The 26,504-nt window shown below is 43.1% G+C and carries 27 protein-coding genes; 12 read left to right on the top strand and 15 right to left on the bottom strand.

All coding sequences use genetic code 11. From position 1 onward, the window contains the following. Together B4J23_RS13755 and B4J23_RS13750 are read left to right on the top strand one after the other, a co-directional pair. On the top strand, nucleotides 1–444 hold a 444-nt coding region (locus B4J23_RS13755; RefSeq protein WP_291361387.1), incomplete at its 5' end, for a YaiI/YqxD family protein. Between the two features lie 15 nt (nucleotides 445–459). Next, nucleotides 460–1,353 (top strand): DMT family transporter, encoded by an 894-nt coding sequence (locus B4J23_RS13750; RefSeq protein ID WP_180104421.1) that lies wholly within the window; start codon nucleotides 460–462, stop codon nucleotides 1,351–1,353. A 20-nt stretch (nucleotides 1,354–1,373) separates the two neighbouring features. Here the strand turns inward: B4J23_RS13750 and B4J23_RS13745 are convergent, their stop codons facing one another. Continuing rightward, entirely contained in the window at nucleotides 1,374–1,937 is a 564-nt protein-coding gene (locus B4J23_RS13745; protein ID WP_291361384.1) for a PilZ domain-containing protein, read from the bottom strand. A 26-nt stretch (nucleotides 1,938–1,963) separates the two neighbouring features. Here B4J23_RS13745 and B4J23_RS13740 point away from each other — a divergent pair, with 26 nt between their 5' ends. The 3 genes from B4J23_RS13740 (at nucleotide 1,964) to B4J23_RS13730 (ending at nucleotide 6,422) form a co-directional block, all read left to right on the top strand. Then, complete coding sequence (locus B4J23_RS13740) at nucleotides 1,964–3,199, top strand: lipoprotein-releasing ABC transporter permease subunit (RefSeq protein WP_034170943.1); 1,236 nt, start codon at nucleotides 1,964–1,966, stop codon at nucleotides 3,197–3,199. Beyond that, nucleotides 3,192–3,875 (top strand): lipoprotein-releasing ABC transporter ATP-binding protein LolD, encoded by a 684-nt coding sequence (lolD, locus tag B4J23_RS13735; RefSeq protein WP_159124049.1) that lies wholly within the window; start codon nucleotides 3,192–3,194, stop codon nucleotides 3,873–3,875. Before B4J23_RS13740 ends, lolD begins: the two co-directional genes overlap by 8 nt. Nucleotides 3,876–3,959: 84 nt before the next feature. Then, entirely contained in the window at nucleotides 3,960–6,422 is a 2,463-nt protein-coding gene (locus B4J23_RS13730) for a DNA internalization-related competence protein ComEC/Rec2 (RefSeq protein WP_291361380.1), read from the top strand. Here B4J23_RS13730 and B4J23_RS13725 read toward each other — a convergent pair. After that, nucleotides 6,411–7,385, bottom strand: coding sequence for a lysophospholipid acyltransferase family protein (locus B4J23_RS13725; RefSeq protein WP_291361378.1), 975 nt, complete (start codon nucleotides 7,383–7,385; stop codon nucleotides 6,411–6,413). The two genes, B4J23_RS13730 and B4J23_RS13725, sit on opposite strands and share 12 nt — an antisense overlap. 127 nt (nucleotides 7,386–7,512) lie before the next feature. On the opposite strand from B4J23_RS13725, the gene sppA reads away from it, so the two are divergent. Then, nucleotides 7,513–8,535, top strand: coding sequence for a signal peptide peptidase SppA (gene sppA, locus B4J23_RS13720; protein WP_291361376.1), 1,023 nt, complete (start codon nucleotides 7,513–7,515; stop codon nucleotides 8,533–8,535). Next, nucleotides 8,532–9,335 carry an alpha/beta fold hydrolase gene (locus B4J23_RS13715; RefSeq protein WP_291361374.1) on the top strand — a complete coding sequence of 268 codons (804 nt, stop codon included), beginning with the start codon at nucleotides 8,532–8,534 and terminating at the stop codon, nucleotides 9,333–9,335. Before sppA ends, B4J23_RS13715 begins: the two co-directional genes overlap by 4 nt. Nucleotides 9,336–9,399: 64 nt before the next feature. Here B4J23_RS13715 and purN read toward each other — a convergent pair whose 3' ends face one another. Then, complete coding sequence (gene purN / locus B4J23_RS13710) at nucleotides 9,400–10,029, bottom strand: phosphoribosylglycinamide formyltransferase (RefSeq protein ID WP_034170937.1); 630 nt, start codon at nucleotides 10,027–10,029, stop codon at nucleotides 9,400–9,402. Nucleotides 10,030–10,035: 6 nt separating this feature from the next. Continuing rightward, on the bottom strand, nucleotides 10,036–11,106 hold the full coding sequence (purM, locus tag B4J23_RS13705) for a phosphoribosylformylglycinamidine cyclo-ligase (RefSeq protein ID WP_034170936.1): 1,071 nt from the start codon (nucleotides 11,104–11,106) through the stop codon (nucleotides 10,036–10,038). Between the two features lie 135 nt (nucleotides 11,107–11,241). On the opposite strand from purM, the gene cxpE reads away from it, so the two are divergent. The 4 genes from cxpE (at nucleotide 11,242) to B4J23_RS13685 (ending at nucleotide 17,524) form a co-directional block, all read left to right on the top strand. Then, on the top strand, nucleotides 11,242–12,462 hold the full coding sequence (gene cxpE / locus B4J23_RS13700) for a chloramphenicol efflux transporter CxpE (RefSeq protein WP_180012796.1): 1,221 nt from the start codon (nucleotides 11,242–11,244) through the stop codon (nucleotides 12,460–12,462). Between the two features lie 15 nt (nucleotides 12,463–12,477). After that, nucleotides 12,478–13,182: a DnaA regulatory inactivator Hda gene (gene hda / locus B4J23_RS13695; RefSeq protein WP_159124042.1), complete on the top strand. Its 705-nt coding sequence runs from the start codon at nucleotides 12,478–12,480 to the stop codon at nucleotides 13,180–13,182. Nucleotides 13,183–13,303: 121 nt separating this feature from the next. Further along, nucleotides 13,304–15,103 (top strand): rhombotarget A, encoded by a 1,800-nt coding sequence (gene rbtA, locus B4J23_RS13690; RefSeq protein WP_291361369.1) that lies wholly within the window; start codon nucleotides 13,304–13,306, stop codon nucleotides 15,101–15,103. A 9-nt stretch (nucleotides 15,104–15,112) separates the two neighbouring features. Beyond that, complete coding sequence (locus B4J23_RS13685) at nucleotides 15,113–17,524, top strand: CSLREA domain-containing protein (RefSeq protein ID WP_291361367.1); 2,412 nt, start codon at nucleotides 15,113–15,115, stop codon at nucleotides 17,522–17,524. A gap of 50 nt (nucleotides 17,525–17,574) precedes the next feature. Here B4J23_RS13685 and B4J23_RS13680 read toward each other — a convergent pair whose 3' ends face one another. The 5 genes from B4J23_RS13680 to B4J23_RS13660 form a co-directional block, all read right to left on the bottom strand. Next, nucleotides 17,575–17,982 (bottom strand): DUF3106 domain-containing protein, encoded by a 408-nt coding sequence (locus tag B4J23_RS13680; protein ID WP_004784619.1) that lies wholly within the window; start codon nucleotides 17,980–17,982, stop codon nucleotides 17,575–17,577. Beyond that, nucleotides 17,972–18,289 (bottom strand): hypothetical protein, encoded by a 318-nt coding sequence (locus B4J23_RS13675; RefSeq protein ID WP_004784617.1) that lies wholly within the window; start codon nucleotides 18,287–18,289, stop codon nucleotides 17,972–17,974. Before B4J23_RS13675 ends, B4J23_RS13680 begins: the two co-directional genes overlap by 11 nt. After that, nucleotides 18,286–18,900: an RNA polymerase sigma factor gene (locus B4J23_RS13670; RefSeq protein WP_004784615.1), complete on the bottom strand. Its 615-nt coding sequence runs from the start codon at nucleotides 18,898–18,900 to the stop codon at nucleotides 18,286–18,288. The genes B4J23_RS13675 and B4J23_RS13670 overlap by 4 nt, the downstream gene beginning before the upstream one ends. A gap of 167 nt (nucleotides 18,901–19,067) precedes the next feature. Beyond that, a complete protein-coding gene (locus tag B4J23_RS13665) occupies nucleotides 19,068–19,844 on the bottom strand; it encodes a TrmH family RNA methyltransferase (RefSeq protein ID WP_159124036.1) in 777 nt (258 codons plus the stop codon). Nucleotides 19,845–19,893: 49 nt separating this feature from the next. Then, entirely contained in the window at nucleotides 19,894–20,868 is a 975-nt protein-coding gene (locus B4J23_RS13660; RefSeq protein WP_291361362.1) for a class 1 fructose-bisphosphatase, read from the bottom strand. A 183-nt stretch (nucleotides 20,869–21,051) separates the two neighbouring features. On the opposite strand from B4J23_RS13660, the gene B4J23_RS13655 reads away from it, so the two are divergent. Further along, nucleotides 21,052–21,237 carry an NF038105 family protein gene (locus B4J23_RS13655; RefSeq protein ID WP_159124034.1) on the top strand — a complete coding sequence of 62 codons (186 nt, stop codon included), beginning with the start codon at nucleotides 21,052–21,054 and terminating at the stop codon, nucleotides 21,235–21,237. Between the two features lie 90 nt (nucleotides 21,238–21,327). Here the strand turns inward: B4J23_RS13655 and pal are convergent, their stop codons facing one another. The 6 genes from pal to ybgC all read right to left on the bottom strand — a co-directional run bounded on the left by pal (nucleotide 21,328) and on the right by ybgC (nucleotide 26,379). Next, nucleotides 21,328–21,900, bottom strand: coding sequence for a peptidoglycan-associated lipoprotein Pal (pal, locus tag B4J23_RS13650; protein ID WP_004784608.1), 573 nt, complete (start codon nucleotides 21,898–21,900; stop codon nucleotides 21,328–21,330). A gap of 55 nt (nucleotides 21,901–21,955) precedes the next feature. Continuing rightward, nucleotides 21,956–23,239, bottom strand: coding sequence for a Tol-Pal system beta propeller repeat protein TolB (gene tolB, locus B4J23_RS13645; protein WP_171505601.1), 1,284 nt, complete (start codon nucleotides 23,237–23,239; stop codon nucleotides 21,956–21,958). Between the two features lie 201 nt (nucleotides 23,240–23,440). Continuing rightward, nucleotides 23,441–24,793 (bottom strand): cell envelope integrity protein TolA, encoded by a 1,353-nt coding sequence (tolA, locus tag B4J23_RS13640; protein ID WP_291361359.1) that lies wholly within the window; start codon nucleotides 24,791–24,793, stop codon nucleotides 23,441–23,443. Between the two features lie 3 nt (nucleotides 24,794–24,796). Continuing rightward, nucleotides 24,797–25,246: a protein TolR gene (gene tolR, locus B4J23_RS13635; RefSeq protein ID WP_291361357.1), complete on the bottom strand. Its 450-nt coding sequence runs from the start codon at nucleotides 25,244–25,246 to the stop codon at nucleotides 24,797–24,799. Beyond that, nucleotides 25,246–25,944: a protein TolQ gene (gene tolQ / locus B4J23_RS13630; protein WP_179992679.1), complete on the bottom strand. Its 699-nt coding sequence runs from the start codon at nucleotides 25,942–25,944 to the stop codon at nucleotides 25,246–25,248. The genes tolR and tolQ overlap by 1 nt, the downstream gene beginning before the upstream one ends. A 27-nt stretch (nucleotides 25,945–25,971) precedes the next feature. After that, complete coding sequence (gene ybgC / locus B4J23_RS13625) at nucleotides 25,972–26,379, bottom strand: tol-pal system-associated acyl-CoA thioesterase (protein ID WP_291361354.1); 408 nt, start codon at nucleotides 26,377–26,379, stop codon at nucleotides 25,972–25,974. Between the last annotated feature and the right edge of the window lie 125 nt (nucleotides 26,380–26,504).

The raw sequence follows: 26,504 nt of genomic DNA, 5'->3' as shown, positions 1-26,504 counted from the left end.
GATGCATTACCTCGTATTCTGAAAGATGTAATTATTCGTGCCTCCGATCGTTACCAGCTTGAAGTCACTTTTGTGGCTAATCAACCGGTAGGAATTACACCCTCAATTCGCATCAATTCTATTCAGGCCATGAGCGGGGCAGATGCGGCGGATCAGGAAATTGTTGACCGTATGAAAGAGCATGACATCGTGGTGACGCAGGATATACCCTTGGCTGCTCAAGTCATCGAGAAGGGTGGTATCGCGATTCACCCGCGTGGTGAAATCTATACAGTGGCTAACGTCAAAGCACGTCTGCATTTACGTGATTTTATGGATACCTTGCGTGGTGCCGGTGTGCAAACTGGTGGCCCACCGCCGATTTCTGAACGTGATAAGCGTGAGTTTTCCAGCTCTCTAGATCAAACCATTCAAAAACAGAAACGTAAAACTGCGATTAAATAAAAAACGAGATTAAGTATGCCCCCAAAAAGTAACCTGATGTTAACCTATGCCTTGCTGGTTTTCATCTGGTCTACCACACCACTGGCGATTGTCTGGAGTGTGGAAGATTTGCATCCGATGTGGGCATTGGCGATCCGTTTCTTTTTGGCCTTGCCTTTAGCCTTAGGATTATTGTGGTTATTTAAAACCAGATTACCGCTTGATCGTGTTTCCCTGCATAGTTACTTGGCGGGTGCATGCAGTTTTATCGGCTCGCAAATTTTTACTTACTGGTCTACGGATTATTTAAGTTCTGGCATTATTGCCTTAATGTTCGGCTTGGCACCCCTAATCTCAGGCCTGATTGGGCGTTTTGTTTTTCAGATGCAGCTTTCGCTGAATCAATGGCTGGGGATGGGAATCGCCTTAACTGGACTTTCGGTGATCTGTCTAGGTGATGCAGATCAGCATATACAGCCAATTGGAATCGTGATCGCTCTGGTTGGTGTATTAGTTTATTGCGTATCTATGTTCTGGGTGAAGAAAATCAATGCACCAATTGATCCTATGGCACAGGCGGCCGGTTCGATTGGTTTGTCAGTCGTTTTTTCTCTGGGTATGTTGCCATTTATCTGGCAATACGCACCCACTGCTATGCCACATGCCAAGTCCTTATTTGGTCTGGTATATGCGGTAATTATGGCTTCGCTGATTGCGATGTTCTGTTATTTCAAGCTGGTACAGAAAATTAAACCGACGACTTTGTCTTTAACCACAGTCCTGACACCAATGCTGGCCTTGCTGGTAGGTGTATTATTGAATAATGAAAAATTGCCGCTCATTGCTTTGGTGGGTGTAGTAATTTTATTGTTCGGCTTAGTGGTTTATTTCGCTAAAGAAATTAAGGCGAGCTATAAAGCCCGCCTTTAATAAAAAGATAGATGCCAGTCTTAAGCAAAGCTGGCCTTCACACATTCACCCAGTTTGACGCGATCCTGAGGGTGCAGGGTAATAAAATAAGCGCCCGTACGATATTTTCCGTTTTCTTCTGCACGACTGTAGGCCACCTGAGCGGTTGCCGCGATGTGGAAGAAGTTTTCCGGGTGACTTAAAGTCACATGTAGATAGGTTCCTTCACTAATCGGCTGATCACTAAAGAAGCTAAAACCAGTCTCTGAAAAGTTCACATGTTCCGGTACAGGTAACATGCTTTGTACAATTGCGTCATACAAAGAACCGGTAATAAGGTTTAATTTTTGGTTGAATAAGGATAAGATTCGAGCAATTTGTTGATCTTTTTCAGATAATTGTTCTAATTCGTAGTTAACAGCATGATCAAATTGATCTAGCTCTGCAAGTAGTAGAAAATAGCGGGGCAATACGAAATTAGCATCGTAAGGATCATTCAAGGCAACATCATCGGAAATAATCTGATAATTGATTCGTAAAGCAGCATCGATTCGAGACATGACTCGTCTTTCAGTGAGTCCGTTTGGATGCTGTACATTTTCCATAATTTATTACCTCGGACTAGATGGTTATGTTCAAACCAATCTCGCTGTATATAGGGTTGAAATATACTCGCGCACGGCGTAGTAACCACTTCATTTCTTTTATCGCATTGGTCTCAATGATCGGTCTCACGCTCGGTGTAGCAGTCCTCATTACAGTTTTGTCTGTCATGAATGGTTTTGACCGAGAGTTGAAAAATCGCGTCTTGGGGATGGTTCCTCAAGCAACTGTTTCTTCGACGCAAATTCTAACAAATTGGCCTGAACTTGCAAAGCAGATTGAGCGGCATGAACACGTTCAAGGTGTGGCTCCTTTTACCCAGTTACAGGGGATGCTCACAGCTCAAGGGCAAGTTGCCGGAATTATGGTCAGCGGGATTGAACCAAAGTATGAGAAGAAAGTTTCGATCATCCAGAACCATATGGTCGAGGGTAGTATTGATAACCTGAAAAAAGGTGAATTTGGGATTGTTTTAGGCAAGCAGATGGCAGATGCCATGGGCGTAGGCTTGAATGATAACATTACCTTGGTTCTACCTGAAGCGACGCCTTCACCAGCAGGTGTTGTACCCCGCTTTAAACGCTTTAAAGTGGTCGGGATCTTCAGTATTGGTGCAGAAGTCGATTCGATGATGGGTTATATTGCTCTAAATGATGCTTCAACCTTGTTACGTCTGCCAGATGGTGCACAAGGCGTACGTATGAAGCTGGATGACATTTTCGCAGCGCCTCAGGTTTCTCAGGAAATTGTGCGTGATTTACCGGGTAACTTCTATGCCTCTGACTGGACTTATACTCATGGTAATCTGTTCAGCGCAATTCAGATGGAAAAAGCGATGGTCAGCTTATTATTATTCCTGATTGTCCTGGTCGCAGCATTCAATATCGTGTCTTCACTGGTGATGGTGGTCACAGATAAAAAATCCGACATCGCAATTTTACGTACTTTAGGTGCTTCACCTGCCACGATTACCCGAATCTTTATGGTTCAAGGTACTGTGATTGGCGTGATCGGTACCTGTGCGGGTGCCATTCTCGGGATTATTGCTGCCACTAGCATCAGTAGTTTTATTGGCTGGTTAAACAATTCACTTGGCCTGAATATGTTTGATGCTTACTTCATCAACTATTTACCTTCTTATCTACGCTGGCAGGATGTGGTCGTGATTGTAGGTCTGTCACTTGCTTTAAGTTTCCTGGCCACTATTTATCCAGCATTCCGTGCTGCTAAAATTCAACCGGCGGAGGCATTGCGTTATGAGTAATCTGGTTCTAGATGCCCAAAATATCGAGAAATCTTTTACAGATGGAAAATCTACGGTTGATGTGATCAAAGGGATTTCATTACAGGTAAAGGCCGGGGAATTTGTTTCTATTGTCGGTTCGAGCGGTTCCGGTAAAAGTACCTTATTGCATATTCTCGGAGGACTTGACCGTCCTTCTGCCGGACAAGTAATGGTCAATGGTCGCCGTTTTGACAATTTATCTGAAGCAGAACGTGGCTATGTACGTAATGAAAATTTAGGCTTTGTATATCAATTCCACCATTTATTGCCAGAGTTTACTGCACTAGAAAATGTCGCGATGCCCTTAATGCTTCGTAAAAACGTCAAGTTTAAAGAGGCTAAACAGCAGGCAGAATACTTGCTGGAACGTGTTGGATTAACCCATCGTTTAACCCATCAACCGGGCGAACTTTCAGGGGGCGAGCGTCAGCGTGTAGCGCTTGCACGTGCTGTAGTCACTAAGCCGAAGTTAATGATGGCAGATGAGCCTACAGGTAACTTGGACCGTAAAACAGCCGATAAAATCTTTGAGTTACTGACTGAATTACGTAGCGAATTTAATATGGCTATGTTAATTGTGACCCATGATGAGCAATTAGCGCATTCGGCAGACCGAATTCTACATATGCGTGATGGCTTGTGGATGAATGACTAATTGCAGGAATAATCCTCTTTAATTGAAGCTCACCTCGGTGGGCTTTATTATTGCCTGCACATAATAATAAAAAAGAAAATTTTCATGTTGCAATGGCTGTGTTTGGGCTGGATTTTAGGCCTAGCCTGTATGGGAAAATCTTTTCTGAATATTGAGTTGAATTCAATCTCAGTGATATTTCTTGCTGTGCTCTGTTATTTCTGTAATTCTAAGCTCAATGCGATTCTAAAAAATTCCTTATATAAAGGATTGCTTGTAGGCACCTGCATTCTAATCGGGATATTTCTGGGACATGGTTATGCCAATCAACAGCTCAGCCAACGGCTATTAAATGTCGAACATGAAGTACAGCAAAAAGACATTATCGTTTATGTCAAACACTTAAATAAACTGAGTGATCAATCCATCCAGCAGCTTTTGGAAGTATTAAATCTCGATGGACGCACCGTAACCTGGATGGGTTTTCTACCTAAAAATTCATCGGATGCTTCACAACTATCAGTAAATCATAAAAATTTAAATATGCTTGAACTAGGACATTATTACCGGCTGCAAGGTCAGGTACGTCCTAATCACAGTTATGCAACGCCCGGTGCTTTTGATGCTGAAAAATGGGCACTGCAACAGAATATGATGGCAGGTTTCCGGATCAAAGAGATAGAGCAACTTGATTCAGCTACTGTTTCTACACTGGGGTATAGTCAGTTTATTCGAGAGCAAAGAGCTTTAACTCAGCAATTTCTACTTTGGGTAGAACAGAAACGGCTGGAATTAAGAGAGTTCATAGCACGACAACCCGTACAGAATAAAGGTTTGCTTCTGGCTTTGCTCACCGGAGATGAAAGCCTTTTAAATCCTGCAACTGAGCAGCAATTTCGACGTATGGGCATGAGTCACTTATTGGCGATTTCCGGACCACATGTGCTGATCTTTGCCCTGATGGTCTGTACTATGCTTCGGCTACTTGTCGCACGAAGTATGCCTCAGCTTTATCTAAGATGGCCACGCCAGTATTTTCTGGCTTTACCTTTTCTGTTTTGTGTGGTGCTGTACTGTGCCTTTGTGGGTTTTGAAATCCCGGCAATCCGCACTCTGCTGATCTGTATGATTGGTGTCATCCTCATGCTGCTTCGACAAAATCTGCAAGCTTTAAAACTTCTAATTCTGAGCGCCGCCTTACTGTTATTCATTGACCCCTTTAGTATCTTGTCCGCGGCTTTCTGGCTGTCCTATGGGGCCTGTTTTGTATTGCTCAGAATTTATCAGACCATTCAACAGCGACCATCCGAGCAAAATCAGACAGCAATACAAAAAATGTATTTTGCGGCTAAAGTGCTGGTGGAATCACAGTGGAAAATCTTTCTCGCTTTATTTCCTTTAATGATGCTGTTTTTTAAGCAGATTACCTGGATCACGCCGTTCAGTAATCTGGTCGCAATCCCCTGGATTGGTCTGCTGATTGTGCCGATCGATATTTTGGCAGCAATTCTATTTTTTATCGCTGAACCTGTCTCAAGCATGCTATTTCAGCTGAATGATCTTATGCTGAATATCTTGTTGGGATTCTTAAATCTGCTGGATCACTGGTTTAAACCGCAATTAATTCCAGTTGCGATGAATCTCTGGATGATTGGCCTATGCATCCTATCTTTGCTGATTTTATTCTTACCACGAGGCGTATTACCAAAATCCTGGATAGCTGTCGCGGCGGTACCAATTTGTATTCCTCAATTCTATCATCCGCCATTTCAGCTTTCAGTGCTGGACGTCGGTCAAGGACAGGCGATATTCCTTCGTCATGGAACCCATAACATGATGATCGATATGGGCGGTTATTATGATGAGGAAAAATTTAGTATTGGGAAGCAGGTAATCATGCCATTTCTGTCGGTACAAGGTGTTTCTCAACTGGAGCAGGTGATTTTAACGCATCTGGATCAGGACCATAGTGGTGCTTATCACAGCATTAAAGACCAGCTCAAGATTAAGAATATCTATGCCAATGAAGTGACCGAAACTGCAGCCTCTTCAAACTTTCAATTATGTTATCAGGGACAGCAGTGGCAATGGCAGAATGATCTGCAGATTAAGGTCATTGCGCCAAAACTAGAACAATTAAATACCGCTAATTTCAATAAAAATGACCTGTCTTGCGTGGTTTATTTGCGGCTCAAAGATGTCTGGCCTTATCAGAATTTTCTGCTGATGGGAGATGCAGGTTGGCAGACTGAATATCAGTTACTCAAAGACTACCCCGATTTAAAAGTGGATGTCTTGGTCTTAGGCCATCACGGCAGTCAGCACAGTTCAGCTTATCAATTCTTGCAGCACTATCGTCCTAAACTGGCGATTGCGTCTGCTGGAAAATTTAATCGTTACGGGCATCCAAGTCAGTTGACTCAACAGCGTCTCAAAGAATTGGATATTCCTCTATTGACTACAGCAGAGCATGGCAGCCTGCATTTTCATCAGCAAGGAACTCAAATCATTCTAGAAACTGAAAGAAGTCGCTGGAAATGGTTACAAAAACAAAATCTAACTGACTGATTCTAGAGATGGTTCAACAGCAGCCAGATTAGAAGTTCTTAACTGGTTCACTTTGGACAAAGCTTGGTCATGATCAAGCTTATAAATATTTCCCAGATCTTCGTGAGCTCTAAAGCGTTTATAGCTCCAGTGATAATGTTCAGGATGACGCTGAATCAGGTTCTCAATCGTTTTGATGATGATGCCTGTACCCTGATTGGCATCTCCCTGATAAATTTTTTCATCTATGGCCTCGATATGAATATCAAAGCCAGCATTCTCATTACGCAGGGCATAAAGGAACAGCGCACGGGCTTTGGTTTTCTGGATCAGCTTGGCACTCAGATTGCTGGTAGCTAGAGGAACACCAAAGTAAGGAATATATTCACCGCCAACGTTGGGTGTATGATCCGGCAGAATGACAGTGGTGCCACCTTGCTTCAAGGCTTTGAAAATCTGTCGTACACCAGACTCATCTGTCGGCACCAGATTGGCCTGTTCGCGGCTGCGTGCTGCACGAACAAATTGATCCGCTGCCTGATTTTTTACAGGCTTATACATGATGGTCATTGAAGTGAATTGCGCAACATAGGCATTCATGATTTCCCAAGTGCCAAAGTGCGGCACAATCAATACCAGACCTTTATTTTGTGCCAAGGCATCATGCAGTAAATCTTCGCCTATAACTTTATGCACTCTCTCAATATTTTTCTGATTAGTAGAACCCCAAATACTAAAAAATTCAAAATAAGACATCAGTTCATTGCGAATCGCAGCACGGGTAATCCGTTCTCTTTCCTGATTCGACAGTTCAGACAAACTGATCTCAAGGTTCAGGCGAATTACATCAGAAGTTTTAGAAACTTTAAAAATATTAACGATTAAGGCAAGAATCCGCGCAATCCATCGGGAAACTGAAAGCGGTTGGCGGCTAATATATTTGAGTAAACCGTAAGCTGAATTCTTTGAGCTGCGTTCAGTCATTGAGTTGTAATATTGATAAAATAAAAAAGAATAGCATTTATTATAGGCGAAAACGGTTTCTTTAGACAGAATTACCCTTTTCGGTGTATATAATGGGTTCAATATAAATTAATTTATTGGATTATTTATGTCCGATTGGCCACCAAAACCTGAAAATCAAATACAAAATACGCAACAATCAGTTCAACCGACTGGCCCAGAATGGAAACTGCTGGAGAAAGCAGTTTTAGCTTCAGTAGAAGAGCAACGACGGGCACGCCGCTGGGGGATCTTCTTTAAATTTCTAACCTTTGCTTATCTGCTGGTTGTCATTCTTGCGCTAGGTAAAGGCTGTAGCATGAGTGCTTCTGATCCGAGTGCAGGCGCAGGTGCACATATTGCTGTGGTTGATATTATTGGTACGATTGCCGCAGACAAGCAAAGCGTAAATAGTAGCAATACCATCAAATCACTCAAAAAAGCCTTTGAAAACAAGCAAAGTAAGGCTGTTGTTTTAAATATTAATTCACCGGGTGGTTCACCAGTCCAGTCAGATGAAATCTGGCAGGAAATCCAGTATCTGAAAAAACAGCATCCTGAGAAAAAACTCTATGCCGTGATTGGTGATACCGGAGCTTCTGGTGCTTACTATATTGCATCCGCTGCAGATGAAATCATTGTCAATCCATCGAGTCTGGTCGGTTCAATCGGTGTGATCATGCCGAACTATGGTGTGAATAACCTGCTGCAAAAACTTGGAGTTGAAGACCGCACCATGACTTCAGGTGAAAATAAAGCCTTGCTGTCCATGACACAGCCGGTTGATCCTGCGCAAAAAGCGCATGTACAAGGTGTGCTGGATAATGTGCATGGTCACTTTATTAATGCTGTAAAGCAGGGGCGTGGAGCGAAATTGAAATCGACTGATCCTGCTATTTTCTCAGGTCTGTTCTGGACCGGTGAACAGGCGGTGAAATTGGGTATTGCAGACCGTATTGGCAGTTTAAATACTTTGAAGCGTGAACTAAAAACTGAAAAAGCACTGAACTACACTATTGAATATAGTCCATTTGAGTCAGTACTGGGTCGTATGGGTTCATCGATTGGTGAAGGAATTGCAACTTCAGTGGCACAGAAACTTCAGTCAGAAAATAAAACGACCTTACAATGAAACCATTGATTCATTTTGCGCACGCCAATGGCGTGCCATCTAAAGTCTATCAAAAGCTGTTTGAAGGACTGCAAGATGATTACGATATTATCTATGTGCCGCTATTAGGGCCTGATAAGCGTTATCCGATTGATAATCACTGGAAAAGTCTGACTCAGCAGGTGATTGACAGTATCGTGCGCCAGTCTCATGGACATCCAGTGATTGGTTTGGGACATTCATTAGGTTCAGTCCTGAGCTTTCAGGCCTCCTTACAGCGTCCGGAACTTTTTTCGCAAATGATTATGCTTGATCCGCCGATGATCATGGGCAAAGAAGCTTTTGCATTGCATATTGCAAAAACTTTTCGCTTAAAAGCACTGGACCGGATGTCACCTGCAGGTTTGTCGAAACGCCGTCGTGATCATTGGGAGTCTCGGGAACAGGCAGCTGAATTGCTGCGACCGAAAGGCTTTTATCAGGATTTTGATACAGATTGCTTCCAGGCTTATATTGACTATGCCTTAAAGGATGATCCGGTTCGAGGTGGAGTTGAACTCACTATTCCTAAAATGGATGAAGTAAATATCTTTAGAACTAATCCATCGCTATGGTGGTTACCTCAGGCTAAACCAAAAGTACCAGTGCATCTGATGGTTGCCAAGAAAGGTCCATTTTTGGCGCGCAAATTTCCGCAGCAAGTGCAAAAGAAATTTGGCATTCCATTTACAGTGGTAGATGGTGGGCATATGTTCCCATTGGAGCAGCCTGAGCAAGTAGCGAGTCTGGTCAAACAACTGATTCAGCAACAGTCTGCTTAAGGTTCATCACATCTAAAGAAATAAAAAAACGCATCCGAGGATGCGTTTTTTTATATTTGAGCTTTTAGAATTTGCAGAATTGAACAGGTTCTTGCATTTTTGCATTACGGTACAATACACCTTGTTCAGTATGCTGAATTGTCCCATTACAAATCCATTCTACCACTTGCGGGTAAATTAGATGTTCCAGTACATGTACACGCTGAGCTAAAGTGTGAGTCGTATCTTGATGCGATATTTTTAACACACCCTGTGCTAAGGCTTGCCCAGCATCCAGTTCGGGAGTGACATAATGCACTGTACAACCATGCAGAACATCACCGGTATTCAGGACGCGCTGATGGGTATGCATGCCTTTGTAATATGGCAAAAGGGAAGGGTGAATATTCAGCATTTTCCCTTCCCAGGCTTTCACAAATTTTTCACTTAAAATTCGCATAAAGCCCGCAAGTACCACTAGATCAACATCCCAGTCCAGAAGCTGCTGATGCATGACATCATCAAAAGCTTCCCGGCTTGGATACTGCTTATGTTCAATGACTGCAGTCGGAATTCCTGCTTTATGAGCGCGCTCTAAAGCAAATGCTTCAGGCTTGTTGGAAAGCACCCCGACAATTTCTCCTGACAGATTGGCATCAATCAGGGCTTGCAGGTTCGATCCACTGCCTGAAACAAGTACAGCAATTTTAATCATGCGAAATTACGCGAAGATCACACGGATTTTTTCGTCAGCGCCTTCTACAGACTCGGCATTATCTGCAATGTGACCCATTGCCCATGCTTTCTCGCCCAAACCGTTGAGTAACTCTACAGTTTTGTCTGCTTCTGCTGCATCAACAACAAGAACCATACCTACGCCACAGTTAAAGGTACGATACATTTCGAACTGCTCTACACCGCCTTCACGTTGAAGAAGTTTGAACAGCTCAGGCCACTCCCAAGAAGATTCATTTACGACTGCTTGAGCACCGTTTGGTAATACGCGAGGCAGGTTGCCTGGTAAACCGCCACCAGTGATGTGTGCCATTGCATGTACATCAACCTGTTTTAGCAGTTCAAGAATCGATTTCACATAAATGCGTGTTGGTTCCATTGCAACATCTGCAAGTGGACGACCATCAACGATTTGATTCAGGTCAACATTTTTAACTTCAAGAATTTTACGAAGCAACGAATAACCGTTTGAGTGTGCACCAGAAGATGCAACACCAATGAGTACATCACCCGCTTTTACTTTAGAGCCATCAATAATTTTGCTTTGCTCAACTACACCGACACAGAAGCCTGCAAGATCGTAATCTTCACCTTCGTACATGCCTGGCATTTCAGCAGTTTCACCACCAACCAGTGCACAGCCTGCAAGTTCACAGCCAGCACCGATTCCTGTTACAACATTTGCAGCCACGTCCACATTTAGGTGACCAGTCGCATAATAGTCCAGGAAGAACAGTGGTTCAGCACCACAAACGAGAAGGTCGTTCACACACATTGCCACCAGATCTTGACCAATGGTGTCATGACGGTTCAAATTCAGTGCCAGACGTAATTTTGTACCAACACCATCTGTGCCTGATACGAGAACAGGTTCTTCATAACCTTTAGGGATTTTACAAAGGGCGCCGAAACCGCCTAATCCGCCCATTACTTCAGGACGTTTAGTACGCTTAGCGACGGACTTGATTCGGTCGACTAACGCGTCTCCCGCTTCAATATCGACACCTGCATCTTTGTAGCTTAAACCAGTGTTTGGGGTAGAAGTTGAGTTGCTCATAATGAAGTCTCCGCATTCGCGCGGGGGATTATAACCTGAATATGCAAAACTCTTATGGTATTTATGCCCTAAAATGCTATCTTTATTAAAATATTTTACTTTTTATAACGATTAATAGAGAGAAGGCGAAACTTTATGGTAGATCGCACATTGCGTCGCGTGTTTATCCTAGCTGGGATAGCTTTGTTGTTGTGGATTCTATATTTACTAAAACCCGTTGTAATTCCATTTGTTGCAGCGTTTTTAATGGCTTATCTGTTCAGCCCGCTGGTAGATAAACTGCACGATATCGGTCTGCCGCGTTGGCTCTCTATTAGTATCGTTTTTACTGGAATCGGGATCGTTATGATCCTGGCGATCTGGTATCTGGTGCCGTTGATCTGGCAGCAGCTGATTTATGCGCGTGACAATATACCTGCGGTCATTGGCTGGATTAATTCAACCTTTTTGCCATGGTTGTCGAATACCTTCAATGTCGTTGAAATGGAAATTGATACCACACAGATTTCTGATGTGGTCATGGACTATGTGCAAACCAATTATAGTGCTGACAGTATTCAGGCCTTCCTGCTACGCCTTGCACAATCTGGAATTAACTTCTTGCAGATTGGCGGTACGATTGTCCTGATTCCAATTATTGCATTCTATTTCCTGCTGGATTGGGATCGTATGCTGGAAAGCTTACGTCGCCTGATTCCACGTCCTTATGAACAAAGTACATTAAGAATCGTCGGTGAATGTCACAGTGTACTTGGGGCCTTTGTGAAAGGACAATTTCTGGTGATGATTCTGCTGGGAATCGTTTATGCGATTGGTTTGCAATTGATTGGTCTTGAAGTTGGCCTGATTATTGGCATGGTGGCAGGTCTGGCCAGTATTATTCCTTATCTGGGGTTTGCGGTCGGGATTATTGCAGCTGTGATTGCAACTTTCCTGCAATTCGGGATCGACTGGTGGCAGCTTGTTCTGGTGGGTGTCGTATTTATGGTCGGTCAGGCGGTAGAAGGCTATGTATTACAGCCATTCCTGCTCGGCGATAAAATAGGTTTATCTCCGGTTGCTGTGGTTTTTGCGGTATTGGCGGGCGCACAACTGGCTGGCTTCCTGGGAATGCTGATTGCTCTCCCAGTTGCAGCGGTAATTGTGGTTCTGCTCAGACATGCACGTGAATACTATGAATGCACATCATTTTATGGAAATCAGGCAGTCGTCATGAATGATCCGGCTACAGGTTCCATAAGCGTAGAAACTTCAGACTTAGATGTTGATATTGAAATGAAAAAGTCAGAAGCAAAACCACTGCAAGAGGGAGAGAAATCAAGTAAGATGGATGTACCTCTTCATAAAGACTCATAAGGCCATCAGAATCATATGCGTCAATTGCAGCTAGATATAGAACCTCAACTCGATGCTCGAATTAGTGATTTTTCGGGCCCGGGATGGGGGCATGTAATTGATGCAGTCCGACAGCTGCATGCAGGCCTAATCAGCCGCTTTTATGTGTATGGCGGAGCTGGAACAGGTAAAAGTCACTTACTCTCTGCCATCTGTGATTCTTATCTGGAAATCGGCAAAACCGCTATACAGGTGTCTTTGCTGGAACTTCTGGATGCACCCACTGAAGCGATTACTTCGCTGGACCGGTTTGACCTGATCGCACTGGATGATATTGAAGCCATTAGTGGGGTTCCGCATTGGCAACGCGCCGTTTTTCACTTGATTAATTATAATGATGAAGGTGGTGGTCAACTGGTATTTTCTTCCCGTTTTGCGCCCATTGAATTAAAGCTTGAATTACCTGATTTGCAGTCCCGACTCACGCAGGCGGTCAGTGTCCGTGTCCCAAATGGCAGTCTTTATGCGGACCGATTTGCCTTGGTATCCTCGGTATTGGACCGACGCGGTATTCATCTTGATCCACAGATTTTTGATTATTTGCTAAATCACGGACCACATCAAACTTCCGTGCTTCTACAAACATTAGAACAGATTATTCAATTACTTAAAGGCGAAAAGCTGAAGGTCAGCAATGCTAACCTGCGGCAGATTTATGCATTAATTGATGAATATCGTTAAATTATAAAACATCTTGAGTAATTACTCAGTCTATGCGAAAGTAAGGCAAAATAATTCGCTGTTGCAAGGAAGATGCAACTTTAGAAGAAAAAGAAAGAAATAAAAAATTAAGGAGAAGGGTATGCTCAAGAAGAGCATAGGCATGGCTTTGCTATGTATGGCGGGGCAGGCATATAGTGCAGAAATTATTGTAACTACCACAGAAGATATTGAAAAAGATGACAAGGAATGTTCACTTCGAGAAGCTGTTGAATATGTGAATCGTGGCCTGGCTAAAGAAGGTTATATGGGCTGTGGTGGCGAAAATGCTATTGGCACCATTATCTTAAAAGAAAAAACGACCTATGTACTGAATAAGCATATCCCGATCAAGAAATCAGTAACGATTAAATCTATCGCAGAAGTAGATGGTGAATTTAGTAGTGCCGATAAGGTAATGGGGTTATATAACGCTCATATTCAAATGAAAGGGACAGATAATCTCTTCCGTATTAGCAATGATGAAGAGCTGATTCAAGTCAATTTAAAAGAACTCGACCTTGAAGGTTGCGGTAAAAGCAGCTGTGCCGAACAAGGTGGCCTAATTCATAATAAAGGTAAATTGATAATTGATTACAGCCGCTTATATAAGGGGGCTGCGAGTCAAGGTGGTGCCATTTATAATGTGGGGAAATTCGGCCAGAATCTGATTGCTTTTGCCGAAATAAAAACCAGCCTAGTTGAAAATAATCAGGCGCAACAGGGTGGCATAATCTATAGCCAGCTTCCATACTTTCTGGTTTATCAAAGCGTTTTAAAGAATAACCAGACGCTGAATAATAATGCTACCAATATTTATACAGCGGGCCAAGTCGATAATCCTGCCGATATTCAATCCATTAATGCTGAAGTCCTAAGCAGTACCCTGTTAAAAAATAAGGGAGCACTGATCAATGTGATTGATGGGGTGGGAATCAATAACCTGACAATAGTGGATAATACGGGTACGGCACTACGTATTAATGCCCCGAATGGTAAAGCCTATGTGGCGAACAGTATTATTTTAAGAAATGGTACGCAGGATTGCCAGATTGAAACTACGGATAAAAGTACGATTCACAATAACCTGGTAACAGCATCTTGTGGTACAGGTGATGCTGCGTATCCAAACCAGATCTGGACAGGTACTCGCTTGTTTGCAGAGGCTTCAGATCAAAGTGAAGGTATCTGTCTAAATTTAAAACAAAATAGCGATGCTATTCTATGTCCTTATAGCGTTCCTAAAGATCAGTTCTTGGGCTATCTACGTCCTCGTATCCTGTTGAATTATAATCAGGTTAGTGATTCACCGATTGTAAATAGAGGGACTAGCTACAATAGCAGCAATCCTTCAGTCAGCTGTGAGGCGTCAGACCAACGCGGTGTAGACCGTTTACTAGATAACTTATTTTGTGACCGTGGTGCGATTGAAATTACAGTTCCAACATCTACCAGTCTGGTTGGACAGGATCTTCTAAAAGGAGAGACTGCAAAGTTTTCAATTGAATCTGCTTTAGGAGATAGTGATTTAATTCCTAAAGAGCAATGCAATAACATTATTGGAGAGAATCCAAAGGGTGAGCCTTGGCAAGATGGCTGCTTACAGGTTATCCAAACCAAAACTGTTTCCAAGGGCAAAACAGTCATTGATATTGATGGGAATGTTGTTTATACCCCAGATTCACAATGGCATGGTGCTGACATTTTTGAAATTCAGGTAGTTACTTCCTCTACACGATTTAATAAGTCCAAACCTTATCTGGTTTTAAGTACCCAGATTGTACAGGAACCTAAAAATGAAATGAAAGACAAGTCTGTGAAGACCTCGGGTGGGGCATGGGGGATCGCTGGCTTAATGGGCTTGATAGGGTTGATCGGCCTACGTCGCAGATTAAAAGATTAAGGAAAAATCATGAAAAATTATAAAAAAGGACTGCTTGCAGCCATGATTTTATCTGCCATGAGTTTAATGGCAGCCGAAGATAAAACCATATATGTCACTACATTTGCTGACGAGGACGGGGAAAATACCAGTGCCTGTTCCTTGCGTGAAGCCATTAAGACAGCCAAGCTGGATAAATCCTATGGAGGATGCAATGTTGGCCGTACATTGCGTAATGACGGTTCCGCTCCAGATGTCATCCAACTCGAAGCTGGGGAATACAAACTCAATAGTGAAATTATTGTTGAATCTCATGTCAATATTTTGGGAAAATCACCCTTCAATTATACTCAAAGAAGCCCTATTACCTTTTTATATCCAACACGTGAGGCTTTAACAACCACCATTTCAGGCCAAGGGAAAACCCGCTTATTTAATACGGTCGCTAGCCAAGCCAGCATGGTGGTAAATGGTGTCATCCTGAAAGATGGTTATGCTGCAAAAACCAGTCTGGATAAAGGTAATGGTGGAACATTTTATGTCGCCGGTCCTCTAAGCCTCGTGAATAGTGAAATTGTAAATTCACGAGCGGCTGCAGAAGGGGGAGCAATTTATGCAGTAGCGATGAATAATGAAAAAGTTATCAGGATTCAGGATTCCTTAATTCATCAGAATAAAGCAGCTACATATGGCAGTGTCTTGGCTATGGATTGTGTGGGGAATTTGGGCAGTACAGAGACTAAGCTAGAAATTAGCGCAAGCAGCATTGTCAAAAATGGTTCTACTGATACGGCCAGTATTCTGGACTTCTGTGGTTATGCCAAAGCTGATATTAGTAACTCTACGATTGCAAAAAATACGACCAGTACTACAGGTCATATTTTCCGAATGGCTAATGAAATCAGCCGTCCATTAAGTTCTTTCTTCACTTTTAGTGCCATTAATAACACGATTGTCGAGAATACTGCTCGCTCAACTATCTTTTATGACAATACTGGTAATTCGAGTCTGGCTTATAACGTGTTGGCCTTTAACCAGGGCTTGTCTTGTGAATATGCCTTGAATGGTGGGAATCCAAGTAAAGAACAAGGTGTAGATTTATTTACTGCTTATAATGCGATTCATACAAGTGGTTCCTCACGCTGTATATTACCTGAACTGGCAGAAAACAGTGTTTCAACGAATATTGATGTATCCAGTAATCAGATCACAGATCTATTAACTGCTTATATCGAACCTTCTGTAAATAACCGTTATTTAGGGATGTATTATCCTATTGATCGACAATCGAATACGGATCTGGTCAATATCGGTACAGAAAGTTGTGAAGAAACTGATCAGCGTGGAATTGAGCGGTTGACTAAGGCAACCTTATTATTTAATCCGGACGCAAAAAATTCCTGTGAAATTGGGTCGGTAGAAATCCGGCGCTTAACTGCAGCAGATATTTCTGGCCTAAAAAATAGTTCTTTAACAGAGTTGCTGGATTATTATCAGGAAAATATTGATGATATTAATTCTATTCTGGCCGATAAGAATACAAAACCTGAGGAAATACAGGGCTTAAAGGAAGAGCTAAAAGAATATGAGGATCTTTTAAAATATACCAAGCAATACCAGAAATATCGTGCCATATACGTTAATCCATTTAGTTTGGTCATGCCTCAAGAAACTTTAAATAATACTCAAGTACAAGCTAAAGCATTAAATTCACAAAATTATGAAATTACAGTGCAATCTTTAGGTGTAGGGTCTTTATCTGGATCAGGCAGTTCATTAATTGTTCAAGGTGCGCCGAATGACCCAAATTTAAAATGTGAATGGAAGCCTGACTTAAACCGTATCATGATGTATCGTACTGATGGCAAAGTAACCAGTCTCTCGGATACGGAGTATTGCCGTTATACAATTAAAGACAAGCAGACAGGTGCCAGCAGTACAGGTATTTTGCAGGGCGCATTTGTAAATATTAAACCGATTGTAAAAAATGATGAATATAGAATTAGCGCAGAGAACAATCTGACCGTAACTGTGAATCCATTAGAGAATGACAGCGATGATGGTGATGGTCCACGGATGAATGGCAAGGCTGCTTTCTATCGTGATAAAGATGGTCGTGAGATTCCAATTCGCATTGTCAAGCTTCCTGCCGGAGTAAACCTTTCCGCAGAGCGAGAAGGACCATGCCCAGGAAATTTTGCAGGTGAAACCTGCTATGGTGGAAAATTAACCTTTAGTGTGAAAAATACTTTTAGTCAGTCAGATTATGATATGCAGTATCATGTTTTTGATGCAGATGAGTTGATGTCAGATACAGCTAGAATTAACTTAAAAAATACGGCTAAAAATACCAATACATCATCAAGTGGTGGTGGTCCATTTGGAATTTGGGGATTGTTCGGATTATTAGGTCTGGCAGGATATCGCAGAGTTAGAAAATAATTGCAGCATGAAAAAAGCCTCCAGATGGAGGCTTTTTTATTTAACTTAAATTAATGAGTTTTAGGTTGAGTGAGTTGCTGGTATTTCTGGATATATTCTTCACGGATCGCCAGTCGCTCTTCAGGCGTTGCTTTTTGCATCCGTGCACCTAACTCCTTACGTTCCTGACTGCTCATCATTTGCCAGGTTTCACGCATACGCTGCTTTTCAGCTTCAGGAAGCTGGGTGAACCAGTCCATGCGTTGCTGTAAATTAATACGTTGCTGTTCAGGTATTTCTTTTAAGGACTGATAACGTTTAATTAATGCCAGTTGCTCGGAATCAGAAAGTGTATCCCAGGTTTCATTAACCTGCGTATTGGCATCTTTGGAAAAAATCCAAAAACGTTCAAATCCCGCAAAGCTGGTTTGCAGGAAGCTGAATGCACAAAATGCAATTGCTAATCTTTTAGCTGCCATGTGGAACTTTGTCCTCACCTAAAACCATTAACATTTCCAGATCTTCAAGCATCTGTGGAGAGAGTTTGGGTGTAGATACCGCTTGAGTCTGAGGTTCGTTATGGCTGACAATATTCGGTAGCACTACCACGCCAGCAATCGCAGCAGCCAAAGCAAAGCCAGACATTTTTAGAAATGCAAAGCGTGAATGTTGTGCGTCCTGAATATGCTCCAGCACATGATTCATCACCACCGGTTTATCTTTGTGGTGCTGTGCCAGTCCATCAAGTTTGGAAGTTACTTGCTTTAAGAAATCATCTTGCTTCATTCGGATGATCCTCCCAGATATGGATTTAAGTGTGCTAGAGAGGCACGTAGACCTTGAATAGCACGGTGATAATGGGTTTTCACACTGCCTTCTGTACAGTTCATAATTTGCGCTGTAGTTTGAGTATCAAAGCCTTCCCAGGCTCTGAGCATAAATGCTTGCTGCTGACGCACAGGTAATTTGGCAATCGCCTCCTGAATTTCTTCAGCAGTTACTGCCTGATCCAGAAATTCTAAAGGTGAGGGCGTAGATTCATCTACCAGATTGTCAAATTCGACTTCGTCGTCATCGAGGCTGACTTTTTTGAAAAAGGAAAATGGCTGGTTGCGACGTGCTTCTTTACGACGCCAATCCTGTAATTTGTTATTCAGAATCGTATAGAACAGGGGATACCACTCTTCAGTGCTTTTTTCTGCATAAGATTTATGTAGAGAAATAAAAGCTTCCTGAACCAGATCCATTGCGATCCCATGTTGTCCTTGAGTCGCACTTTCCATCATCACCAAAGCACGCCCAGTCACGTCCTGCATGAAGTTTTTCAGGCGAGACTCAGCCGTACTCTTTAGAATACTCGCATCTTGTGACTGCAACGGTTTCGGTGCTAAATCCATAGAGATGGAAAATCCTGTCATTGGATACCCACCATTATTCCCAAGTTCATGTGCATATAACGTTGGGAATAACGATTTGGTTGACAATAAAACTTATTATTTTTGTAGTGTAATCTATTTTCTAAATACACTGACTGGAATTAAAACAATGTAACCTAAATACCGTATTAGATACGTTGACGCACCATCTCAAAGAAACAGATAGAGCCTGCAATCGCAACGTTCAGGGATTCCTGCCCACCTGGTTGGGGAATAGTCACCGCTTCGGCATGTTGCAGGGCATAGTCAGATACGCCTTGACCTTCATTGCCCAGAATCCAGACGCAAGCTTTACGCAAGTCCTTGCTATACAGGCTGCTAGAACGATGTGAGCTGGTAACATATACCGGAATCTTGAATTGCGGTAAAAGGTCTTCTAGTGCAATATTTTCAAAAGTTTGCAAAGAAAAATGCGCCCCCATACCCGCACGTAATACCCGTGGTGACCAGAGAGATGCTGAACCCTTGGTACAAATGACCTGATCAATACCGGCAGCTGCTGCTGAACGTAGCAGGGTGCCAACATTGCCGGGATCCTGCACATTTTCAAGGATCAGGGTGTCAGCCGTAAAATCAAGTGCCTGGCTTGAGCTTGGAATATCGACAATCGCCATACAGGCAATCGAAGTGCCTAAGGTACTCAGGTCCTTATAAAGCGATTCACCAATGACAAAAACCACACCGGTATATTTGTTTAAAATAATGTCGAAATCAGGATGCGCTAAAGCATGTTCAGTCGTGAAGATTGAATTGATTTTCTTGTTTTCATGTAACCATGCAAGACACAGGTGCGTGCCTTCAAGCACAGTTTGTCCTTGTTTTTTTCGATAAGAATTCTGTTCAATTAAACCGCGTAAGTGTTTAATTTTAGGATTGTCTTTGGATTCAAGGAAGATAGTTGGCATAAGAAGAAAGTCCACGGCAGTCAATCAAGGATCAACTGCCGTTTAAAAATTAGTGATGGTAGCTGGTCACAAGCTCAACTTCATTTTTTGAGCCAATGATGACAGGAACACGTTGATGCAGATTTGTAGGTTCGATTTCAAGAATACGGACACGACCAGTCGTTGATGCACCGCCAGCCTGTTCCATCAGCATACTCATTGGATTGGCTTCATACATTAAACGTAAACGACCTGCTTTAGTTGGGTCTTTCAAGTCGTATGGGTACATGAAGATCCCGCTACGGCACAGAATACGGTGAATATCGCCGACCATACAAGCGACCCAGCGCATATTAAAATCTTTGGCACGAGGACCTGTTTTACCTGCCAGCAGTTCATCGATATAACGCTGTACAGGCGCTTCCCAGTGACGTTGGTTTGATGCATTGATTGCATATTCTTTAGTATCAGCAGCTACCTGAATCGCTTCAGAAGTCAACAGAAACTCTTGAGTTTCAGGATCGAAAGTGAAGAATACCACACCGGCACCCACAGTAAGTGCCATCATGGTTGATGGGCCATACAGCACATAACCAGCAGCAACCTGATTGACACCAGTCTGCATGAAGTCTTCTGCCTGAGTTACACTATTTTTTGCAGGAAGAATTGAAAAGATGGTACCCACACACATGTTGATATCAATATTGCTTGAACCATCAAGTGGATCGAACAATACTAGATATTGACCATTTTCCTGTGCTGAAGTGAATTCATCCAGTTCTTCAGATGCTAAACCGCCTACATGTGGATGTACTTTTAATGCATCAATCAGATAATCATTAGAAATCACGTCCAGTTTCTTTTGCTCTTCGCCTTGAACATTTTCATGCTGAGCACTACCTAATACACCCGCTAGAGCACCTTTTTGCAGGAGTTGGTCAATACGCTTGCAGGTATTTCCAATTGTTTCAATTACTTGTGCAAGTTCAGGTGTGAGGTTCCCGCTTTGTTGTTGTAGGAATTGGGATAAGGTGCGGTATGACATAAGGGAAAAACTCCAAGACTTATAATCGGGGAAAAAAGATCAAAACGATATACGGCTATATTTTAGAGGAGAACGTCCGAAAAGGACAATTAAACTGAATTATTTGTTGTGATTTTGCCCTTGCAACTCCTGTGGAAAGTGCTATGTTGAATCAAAGGAAAAAATGATCATAGGAGCACAGAGATGACAACATTAAAGTTTGATGCGACTCCAACGCCGAGCGAAGCGATTAATCTCGATGAAATTTCTGAAGACAAGATGAAAGAAGCGTGGAAGGATTACGAAGCAAAACCTGAATATAAAAAATTCAATAAACACGACATGATTGAATCCATGCAAACTGCAGAAGAAGGTGAAGGCAAAGAGTAATTTTATTCTTTGATCTTTCAAATATCCCTCTAATAAAAAAGCACTCGATTGAGTGCTTTTTTATGAATGATGTATTATTTAAATGATCACTTATTTTAGTAGTGGTGGAACAGCTTCGTAGTTGATTTCTACACGGCGGTTTTCTTTCCACGCACTTTCATCATGGCCAGGATTAACTGGCATTTCTTTACCATAGCTCACTGCTTCAAGTTGGCCTGCATTTACACCAGAAGTGATCAGGAAACTTTCTACTGCTTTGGCACGACGTTCACCAAGCGCCATGTTGTATTCACGTGTACCGCGTTCATCTGTATGACCTGTCAGAGCTACACGAGAATTGGCATTTGCCATCAGGAACTGGGCATGTGCTTGTAGAGTACGGATATCGTCATTGCTCAGTTCACTGCTGTCATAGTCAAAGTGAACTACACGTTTAGCCAAATAAGCCTTATTTTCCGCAGTTACACCTTTAGCAGATGCACCGGCCATGTTTTGAGCACTTAATGCTGCATCTTCACTTAGACCTTCAGTGCTTACAGTGGTAGTACCACTCGTATCCAGGTTGCCAGTTTGAACTTCAGCTGCTGGTTTACGGCTGGCACAACCAGTCATTACGACTGCGGCTGCAAGTAAAGGAAGTGCAAATAATTTTACTTTGTTCATTCTTCATCTCCATGAAGGTTGATTATGGGGTAAAGCATTTATAAATATTGAACTATTATTTTGGTGCCCAAGCAGGTTCGCGGACTTCACCTGTTTCACTTGGCAGATTCATGCGGAACCGGCCATCGAGAGACATGATGGATAACAATCCACGGTTACCTTCGCGAGTGGCATAGACCACCATCTGACCATTTGGCGAGAAGCTAGGTGATTCATCCAGGCTGGTTGGCGTCAGGATATTGGTCACACCTGAGCTAATATCCTGTACAGCCACTTTATAGTTACTGCCACTTGGACGATGAACCAATGCAAGTTTCTTACCATCTGCACTTAAGGTTGCACGGGCATTAAATGCGCCACGGAAAGTCAGACGTTTGGTACTTTCATTATTAAAATCATAGCGGTAAATCTGCGGAGAACCACCACGATCTGAAGTAAAGATAAATGATTTTCCATCCGGCGCATAACGTGCTTCTGTATCAATTGCGCTATCGTTAGTCATGCGTTTTAACTGACGTGTTTCCAGATTCATCTGATAGATTTCCGGGTTACCGTGCATAGACGCAGTGAACAGCATGCTCTTGCCATCTGGAGAGAAGCTTGGTGCACCGTTTAATCCACGGAAGCTGGCCAGCTTTTCACGTTGACCAGTCGCCAGATCCTGTACATAAATGGCCGGACGTTTGGTTTCAAAAGATACATATGCAATTTTTTTCGCGTCCGGTGTCCAGGCAGGTGACAGGATTGGATCACGCGAAGTCAAAATGGTCTTTGGCTGTTCACCATCCGTATCGGCAATCTGCAAGGTATAACGCTGCTCAGGCGTTGCCGGGTTACGTAAGACATAAGCAATACGGCCCGTGAAGTCTCCCGGAATACCGGTTAATGCCTGATAGATGGCATCACTGATCATATGGGCTGCCTGACGGGTACGTGAAGCAGGAACAGTCAGCAACTCATTCAGTAAGTATTGACGCTTTTCGACATCATAGAGTTGATACTGAATGCTATAAGAACCATCCGGATTGGTCTTGGATGAACCGGTCACCACATAGGGTACGCCTGCAGCTGCCCATGCTTCAGCATTTGGCGAATTTAATTGTGCTGTAGCAGGTAAATTCTTCGAGGCACTGGCAAATTTTCCAGAACGATTCAGGTCATTTTCCACCACCGGATAAATACTCTGATCCTGGCTAAAAGGCACAATGGCAATTTTAGGAGCAGCTTCAGGAGCTTTAGTAATTTCCAGATGCAGTTGAGCCTGAGACTGGGTCGCAGTGACCGCACCCAAAGTGGTCATGATTGCAAGGCAGAGTAGGTGTTTGCGTGTCTTTTCCATCATTCGTTATTTACTCAAATCAACGGAGTTATTTATAAGTGATTGGGCTACATCATCGCATGGATTTATGCGAAATAGACCACGAATTTATCATCAAACTGTTATATCACTATGGGGGTGATTATTATTTAATCTGTTTCAATTGAAGTTTAACTCAAAAAAACAGCCATAACACTTTTTCTTTATTATGGCTGTTTTTCATTAATGAGCTGTAAAGGTTGAAGTAAAACTTCGTGCTTCACGGCGTGCATCCGGATCTGAAGGCATTGGATAAGGTGCAGCAGCACGTACTGCCGCTTCTACACTGGCTTTCATATCTGGATCACTGGCACTTACCACCACAGAAACCACAGAACCACTATCGCTCAAAGTTACCCGAGCAGTCGCTTTCTGGCCTGAAGAACCCACAGGGGTATCCCATGCACGTCTGATTTTATTTTCGAAATCACGTTTTGCAGTAGAGGCAATTCGCTTAGATTCCGCTTTTTTCTGTGCAGCTTCTTCAGCAGCCTGTTTGGCTGCAGAGGCTTTGGCATCAGCTTCTGCTTTGGCTTTCGCATCTGCATCTGCTTTAGCCTTTGCCGCAGCCTCAGCTTTATGTTTAGCATCCGCCTCTGCTTTAGCTTTTGCAGCGGCATCAGCTTTATGCTTGGCATCAGCATCCGCTTTGGCCTTCGCAGCCGCATCGGCTTTACGTTTAGCTTCGGCCTCTGCTTTAGCTTTCGCCGCAGCGTCAGCTTTGTGCTTGGCATCTGCTTCCGCTTTAGCCTTCGCAGCCGCGTCAGCTTTACGTTTAGCTTCAGCCTCTGCTTTGGCTTTTGCCGCATCGGCTTTACGTTTAGCATCCGCCTCTGCTTTGGCTTTTGCAGCCGCATCCGCTTTACGTTTAGCTTCGGCATCTGCCTTGGCTTTTGCCGCAGCATCCGCTTTTGCCTTGGCTTGAGCCTCGGCTTTTTGCTTGGCGGCTAAATCAGCCTTTTTCTGTGCTTCAAGTTTGGCTTTTTGCGCAGCATCGGCTTTACGCTGTGCTTCTACTTCCGCCTTACGCGCTGCTTCAGCTTCGGCTTTAGATTTTTGTGCAGCCTCTGCTTTGGCTTTGGCAGCAGCCTGTTTTGCCTGTTCGGCGGCTTCAGCACGTTTTGCTGCTTCGGCTGCTTGCTGAGCGGCTTTGGCTTGAGCAAGCTCTGCCGCTTTGGCTTCTTGCTGAGCTTTTTGAATATCGATCTGTGGGGGTGCTGGTGCAGGCTGCGGTGCCGGAGGTGTCGGTGCAGCTGCCGTTGGAACCACAGGTGCAGGCTCTACACTCGGTTCAGCAGTTTGGGTAATTTCTTCTGCAATATTTTCATGTGCAGTTTCTTCAAACTCAGTTTCTTCACGAGTCACCGGCTTGAGGTCTTCAGGTTTAATTAAGACCGTTTTAATCTGTTTTGGCGGTTCAGGTGGCTTACTCATGCCCAGAAAAAGCAGGCCCACCAAAGCAACTGCATGGATTCCTAGCGTAAACCCAATCGCAATTGCTTTCTTCTGAAACGGTGGTTTCTGATAATTTTTCATACTTTATTCTAATGGCTTGGTCAGTAAACCCACTTGGGACAAACCGGCATCTTGCAGGCTTGACATCAAGGCCATCACATCGCCATAAGGGCGGGTGGTATGACCATTGATCACGACATTGAGGACCTTGTTTTCACTTTCCGCAGTGCTTTGCGCTTCTATCAAAGTCTGCGTCAAAGCCTCTAGGGTGACAGGACCTGTGGTCTGATTTTTATATTCCAGAAAATAAGTACCATCTTCTTTGAAAGTGACGATCGTAGGCGCATCTTTGGATTCGATTGGTAAGCCATTGGCTTGCGGCAAATCGACCTTGATGCCACTGGTAATCATTGGGGCAGTCACCATGAAAATGACCAGAAGTACCAGCATCACATCGATGTATGGCACCACATTCATGTCACTTTTCAGTGGTTTTTTAATACGCTCGAAGCGTCCTGAACGTTGAATGGCCATTAGTCATTGTCCTGCGTAGCGCCCACAGATTGACGTTGCAGCAGAGCCACCATTTCTTCAGCGAACAGAGCACGGTCAGAGTACAGTGCTTCACCTTTAGATGTGAAATGGTTAAAGGCTAAAACCGCAGGAATTGCAGCAAATAAACCAATCGCCGTTGCAATCAGGGCCTCTGCAATACCAGGTGCGACAGTGGCCAAAGTAACCTGATCGACATCTGCCAGACCAATAAAGGCATTCATGATGCCCCAGACGGTACCAAACAGACCGACATAAGGAGCGACTGAACCAATACTGGCCAGCGCACCCAAGCCTTGTTCCAGATGCCCCTGATCACGACTTAAACCTACACGCAGAATACGCTCAGTACCTTCAATTGACTGGGCAGTTGGAGCATGGCGTTTTTTAAGTTTAAGGAACTCGCCCAGACCCTGATAGAAGATATCTTCCAGACCAGTACGTTTGGAATTGAGCTGGGCATTGTTATAAAGCGTCTTGAGTTCGGCACCTGACCAGAAAATTTTCTGGAAATGATTGTCATCAGCCTGAGCCTTTTTATAGCTCATGGTTAACTTGGCAATCAGATACCAGCTGTACAACGAGGCTAACAGGAGAGAAAGCATCACCAGTTGTACGACAGGGCTTGCTTGTAAAATAAGATCTGAGACTTGAAGAGATGATTCTAACTGAGTTGCCATAGCTGTTACGTGTGCCAAATAATTTTTTTAGTCTTGTTCCAATTCTTTATGAATCAGTTCGCGGATTTCATCAGGAAGACGACGTGGTTTCATGTCTGCACTAATACATGCCAACTCGACCTCACCAGATGCAAGCATGATTTCACCACGATAAATATTTTGTTGCAATACAAAAGATGAAGCTTTAAGTGAAACGACACTTGCAGTGACGGTAATTAAGTCATCCATCATAATAGGACGCGAATATTTCACGTTAATTTTATGTACAACAAAATTGTAATCTTTTTGATGCCAGTAGTGGCTGATGCCTGATGCACGCAGCCATTCGGTACGTGTACGTTCCATAAAGCGAATATGATTGGCGTGATAGACAATGCCACCCGCATCTGTGTCTTCAATATAAACGCGGATATTGAATTCAAATTTATTCGCCATAATGCTTTTCCATTGGTTTTACATGCAGATTAATGCTGCTTTCTGCACCTAATTTTGAGCTTAGAATTTGCCAAAATCAGGCTACAAGTCAAGTGATATCAGGCTGGGCAGTTTAGCATACTGAC

The organism is Acinetobacter sp. UBA3025, assembly GCF_002367915.1.
Classification (GTDB): Bacteria; Pseudomonadota; Gammaproteobacteria; order Pseudomonadales; family Moraxellaceae; genus Acinetobacter.
The sequence above is the reverse complement of the archived record's forward strand: the minus strand, read 5'-3'. Positions and strand labels throughout refer to the sequence as shown.

Excerpts from the sequence above, each read along its gene's own strand:
- tolA (WP_291361359.1), bottom strand. The coding sequence starts at position 24,793 with ATGAAAAATTATCAGAAACCACCGTTTCAGAAGAAAGCAATTGCGATT.
- ybgC (WP_291361354.1), bottom strand. The coding sequence starts at position 26,379 with ATGGCGAATAAATTTGAATTCAATATCCGCGTTTATATTGAAGACACA.
- rbtA (WP_291361369.1), top strand. The coding sequence starts at position 13,304 with ATGCTCAAGAAGAGCATAGGCATGGCTTTGCTATGTATGGCGGGGCAG.
- B4J23_RS13655 (WP_159124034.1), top strand. The coding sequence starts at position 21,052 with ATGACAACATTAAAGTTTGATGCGACTCCAACGCCGAGCGAAGCGATT.
- tolR (WP_291361357.1), bottom strand. The coding sequence starts at position 25,246 with ATGGCCATTCAACGTTCAGGACGCTTCGAGCGTATTAAAAAACCACTG.
- lolD (WP_159124049.1), top strand. The coding sequence starts at position 3,192 with ATGAGTAATCTGGTTCTAGATGCCCAAAATATCGAGAAATCTTTTACA.
- B4J23_RS13680 (WP_004784619.1), bottom strand. The coding sequence starts at position 17,982 with ATGGCAGCTAAAAGATTAGCAATTGCATTTTGTGCATTCAGCTTCCTG.
- B4J23_RS13745 (WP_291361384.1), bottom strand. The coding sequence starts at position 1,937 with ATGGAAAATGTACAGCATCCAAACGGACTCACTGAAAGACGAGTCATG.
- purM (WP_034170936.1), bottom strand. The coding sequence starts at position 11,106 with ATGAGCAACTCAACTTCTACCCCAAACACTGGTTTAAGCTACAAAGAT.
- B4J23_RS13750 (WP_180104421.1), top strand. The coding sequence starts at position 460 with ATGCCCCCAAAAAGTAACCTGATGTTAACCTATGCCTTGCTGGTTTTC.
- B4J23_RS13670 (WP_004784615.1), bottom strand. The coding sequence starts at position 18,900 with ATGGATTTAGCACCGAAACCGTTGCAGTCACAAGATGCGAGTATTCTA.
- B4J23_RS13660 (WP_291361362.1), bottom strand. The coding sequence starts at position 20,868 with ATGTCATACCGCACCTTATCCCAATTCCTACAACAACAAAGCGGGAAC.
- tolQ (WP_179992679.1), bottom strand. The coding sequence starts at position 25,944 with ATGGCAACTCAGTTAGAATCATCTCTTCAAGTCTCAGATCTTATTTTA.
- hda (WP_159124042.1), top strand. The coding sequence starts at position 12,478 with ATGCGTCAATTGCAGCTAGATATAGAACCTCAACTCGATGCTCGAATT.
- B4J23_RS13730 (WP_291361380.1), top strand. The coding sequence starts at position 3,960 with ATGTTGCAATGGCTGTGTTTGGGCTGGATTTTAGGCCTAGCCTGTATG.
- B4J23_RS13685 (WP_291361367.1), top strand. The coding sequence starts at position 15,113 with ATGAAAAATTATAAAAAAGGACTGCTTGCAGCCATGATTTTATCTGCC.
- B4J23_RS13675 (WP_004784617.1), bottom strand. The coding sequence starts at position 18,289 with ATGAAGCAAGATGATTTCTTAAAGCAAGTAACTTCCAAACTTGATGGA.
- B4J23_RS13725 (WP_291361378.1), bottom strand. The coding sequence starts at position 7,385 with ATGACTGAACGCAGCTCAAAGAATTCAGCTTACGGTTTACTCAAATAT.
- pal (WP_004784608.1), bottom strand. The coding sequence starts at position 21,900 with ATGAACAAAGTAAAATTATTTGCACTTCCTTTACTTGCAGCCGCAGTC.
- tolB (WP_171505601.1), bottom strand. The coding sequence starts at position 23,239 with ATGGAAAAGACACGCAAACACCTACTCTGCCTTGCAATCATGACCACT.
- purN (WP_034170937.1), bottom strand. The coding sequence starts at position 10,029 with ATGATTAAAATTGCTGTACTTGTTTCAGGCAGTGGATCGAACCTGCAA.
- B4J23_RS13665 (WP_159124036.1), bottom strand. The coding sequence starts at position 19,844 with ATGCCAACTATCTTCCTTGAATCCAAAGACAATCCTAAAATTAAACAC.
- B4J23_RS13740 (WP_034170943.1), top strand. The coding sequence starts at position 1,964 with ATGTTCAAACCAATCTCGCTGTATATAGGGTTGAAATATACTCGCGCA.
- cxpE (WP_180012796.1), top strand. The coding sequence starts at position 11,242 with ATGGTAGATCGCACATTGCGTCGCGTGTTTATCCTAGCTGGGATAGCT.
- sppA (WP_291361376.1), top strand. The coding sequence starts at position 7,513 with ATGTCCGATTGGCCACCAAAACCTGAAAATCAAATACAAAATACGCAA.
- B4J23_RS13715 (WP_291361374.1), top strand. The coding sequence starts at position 8,532 with ATGAAACCATTGATTCATTTTGCGCACGCCAATGGCGTGCCATCTAAA.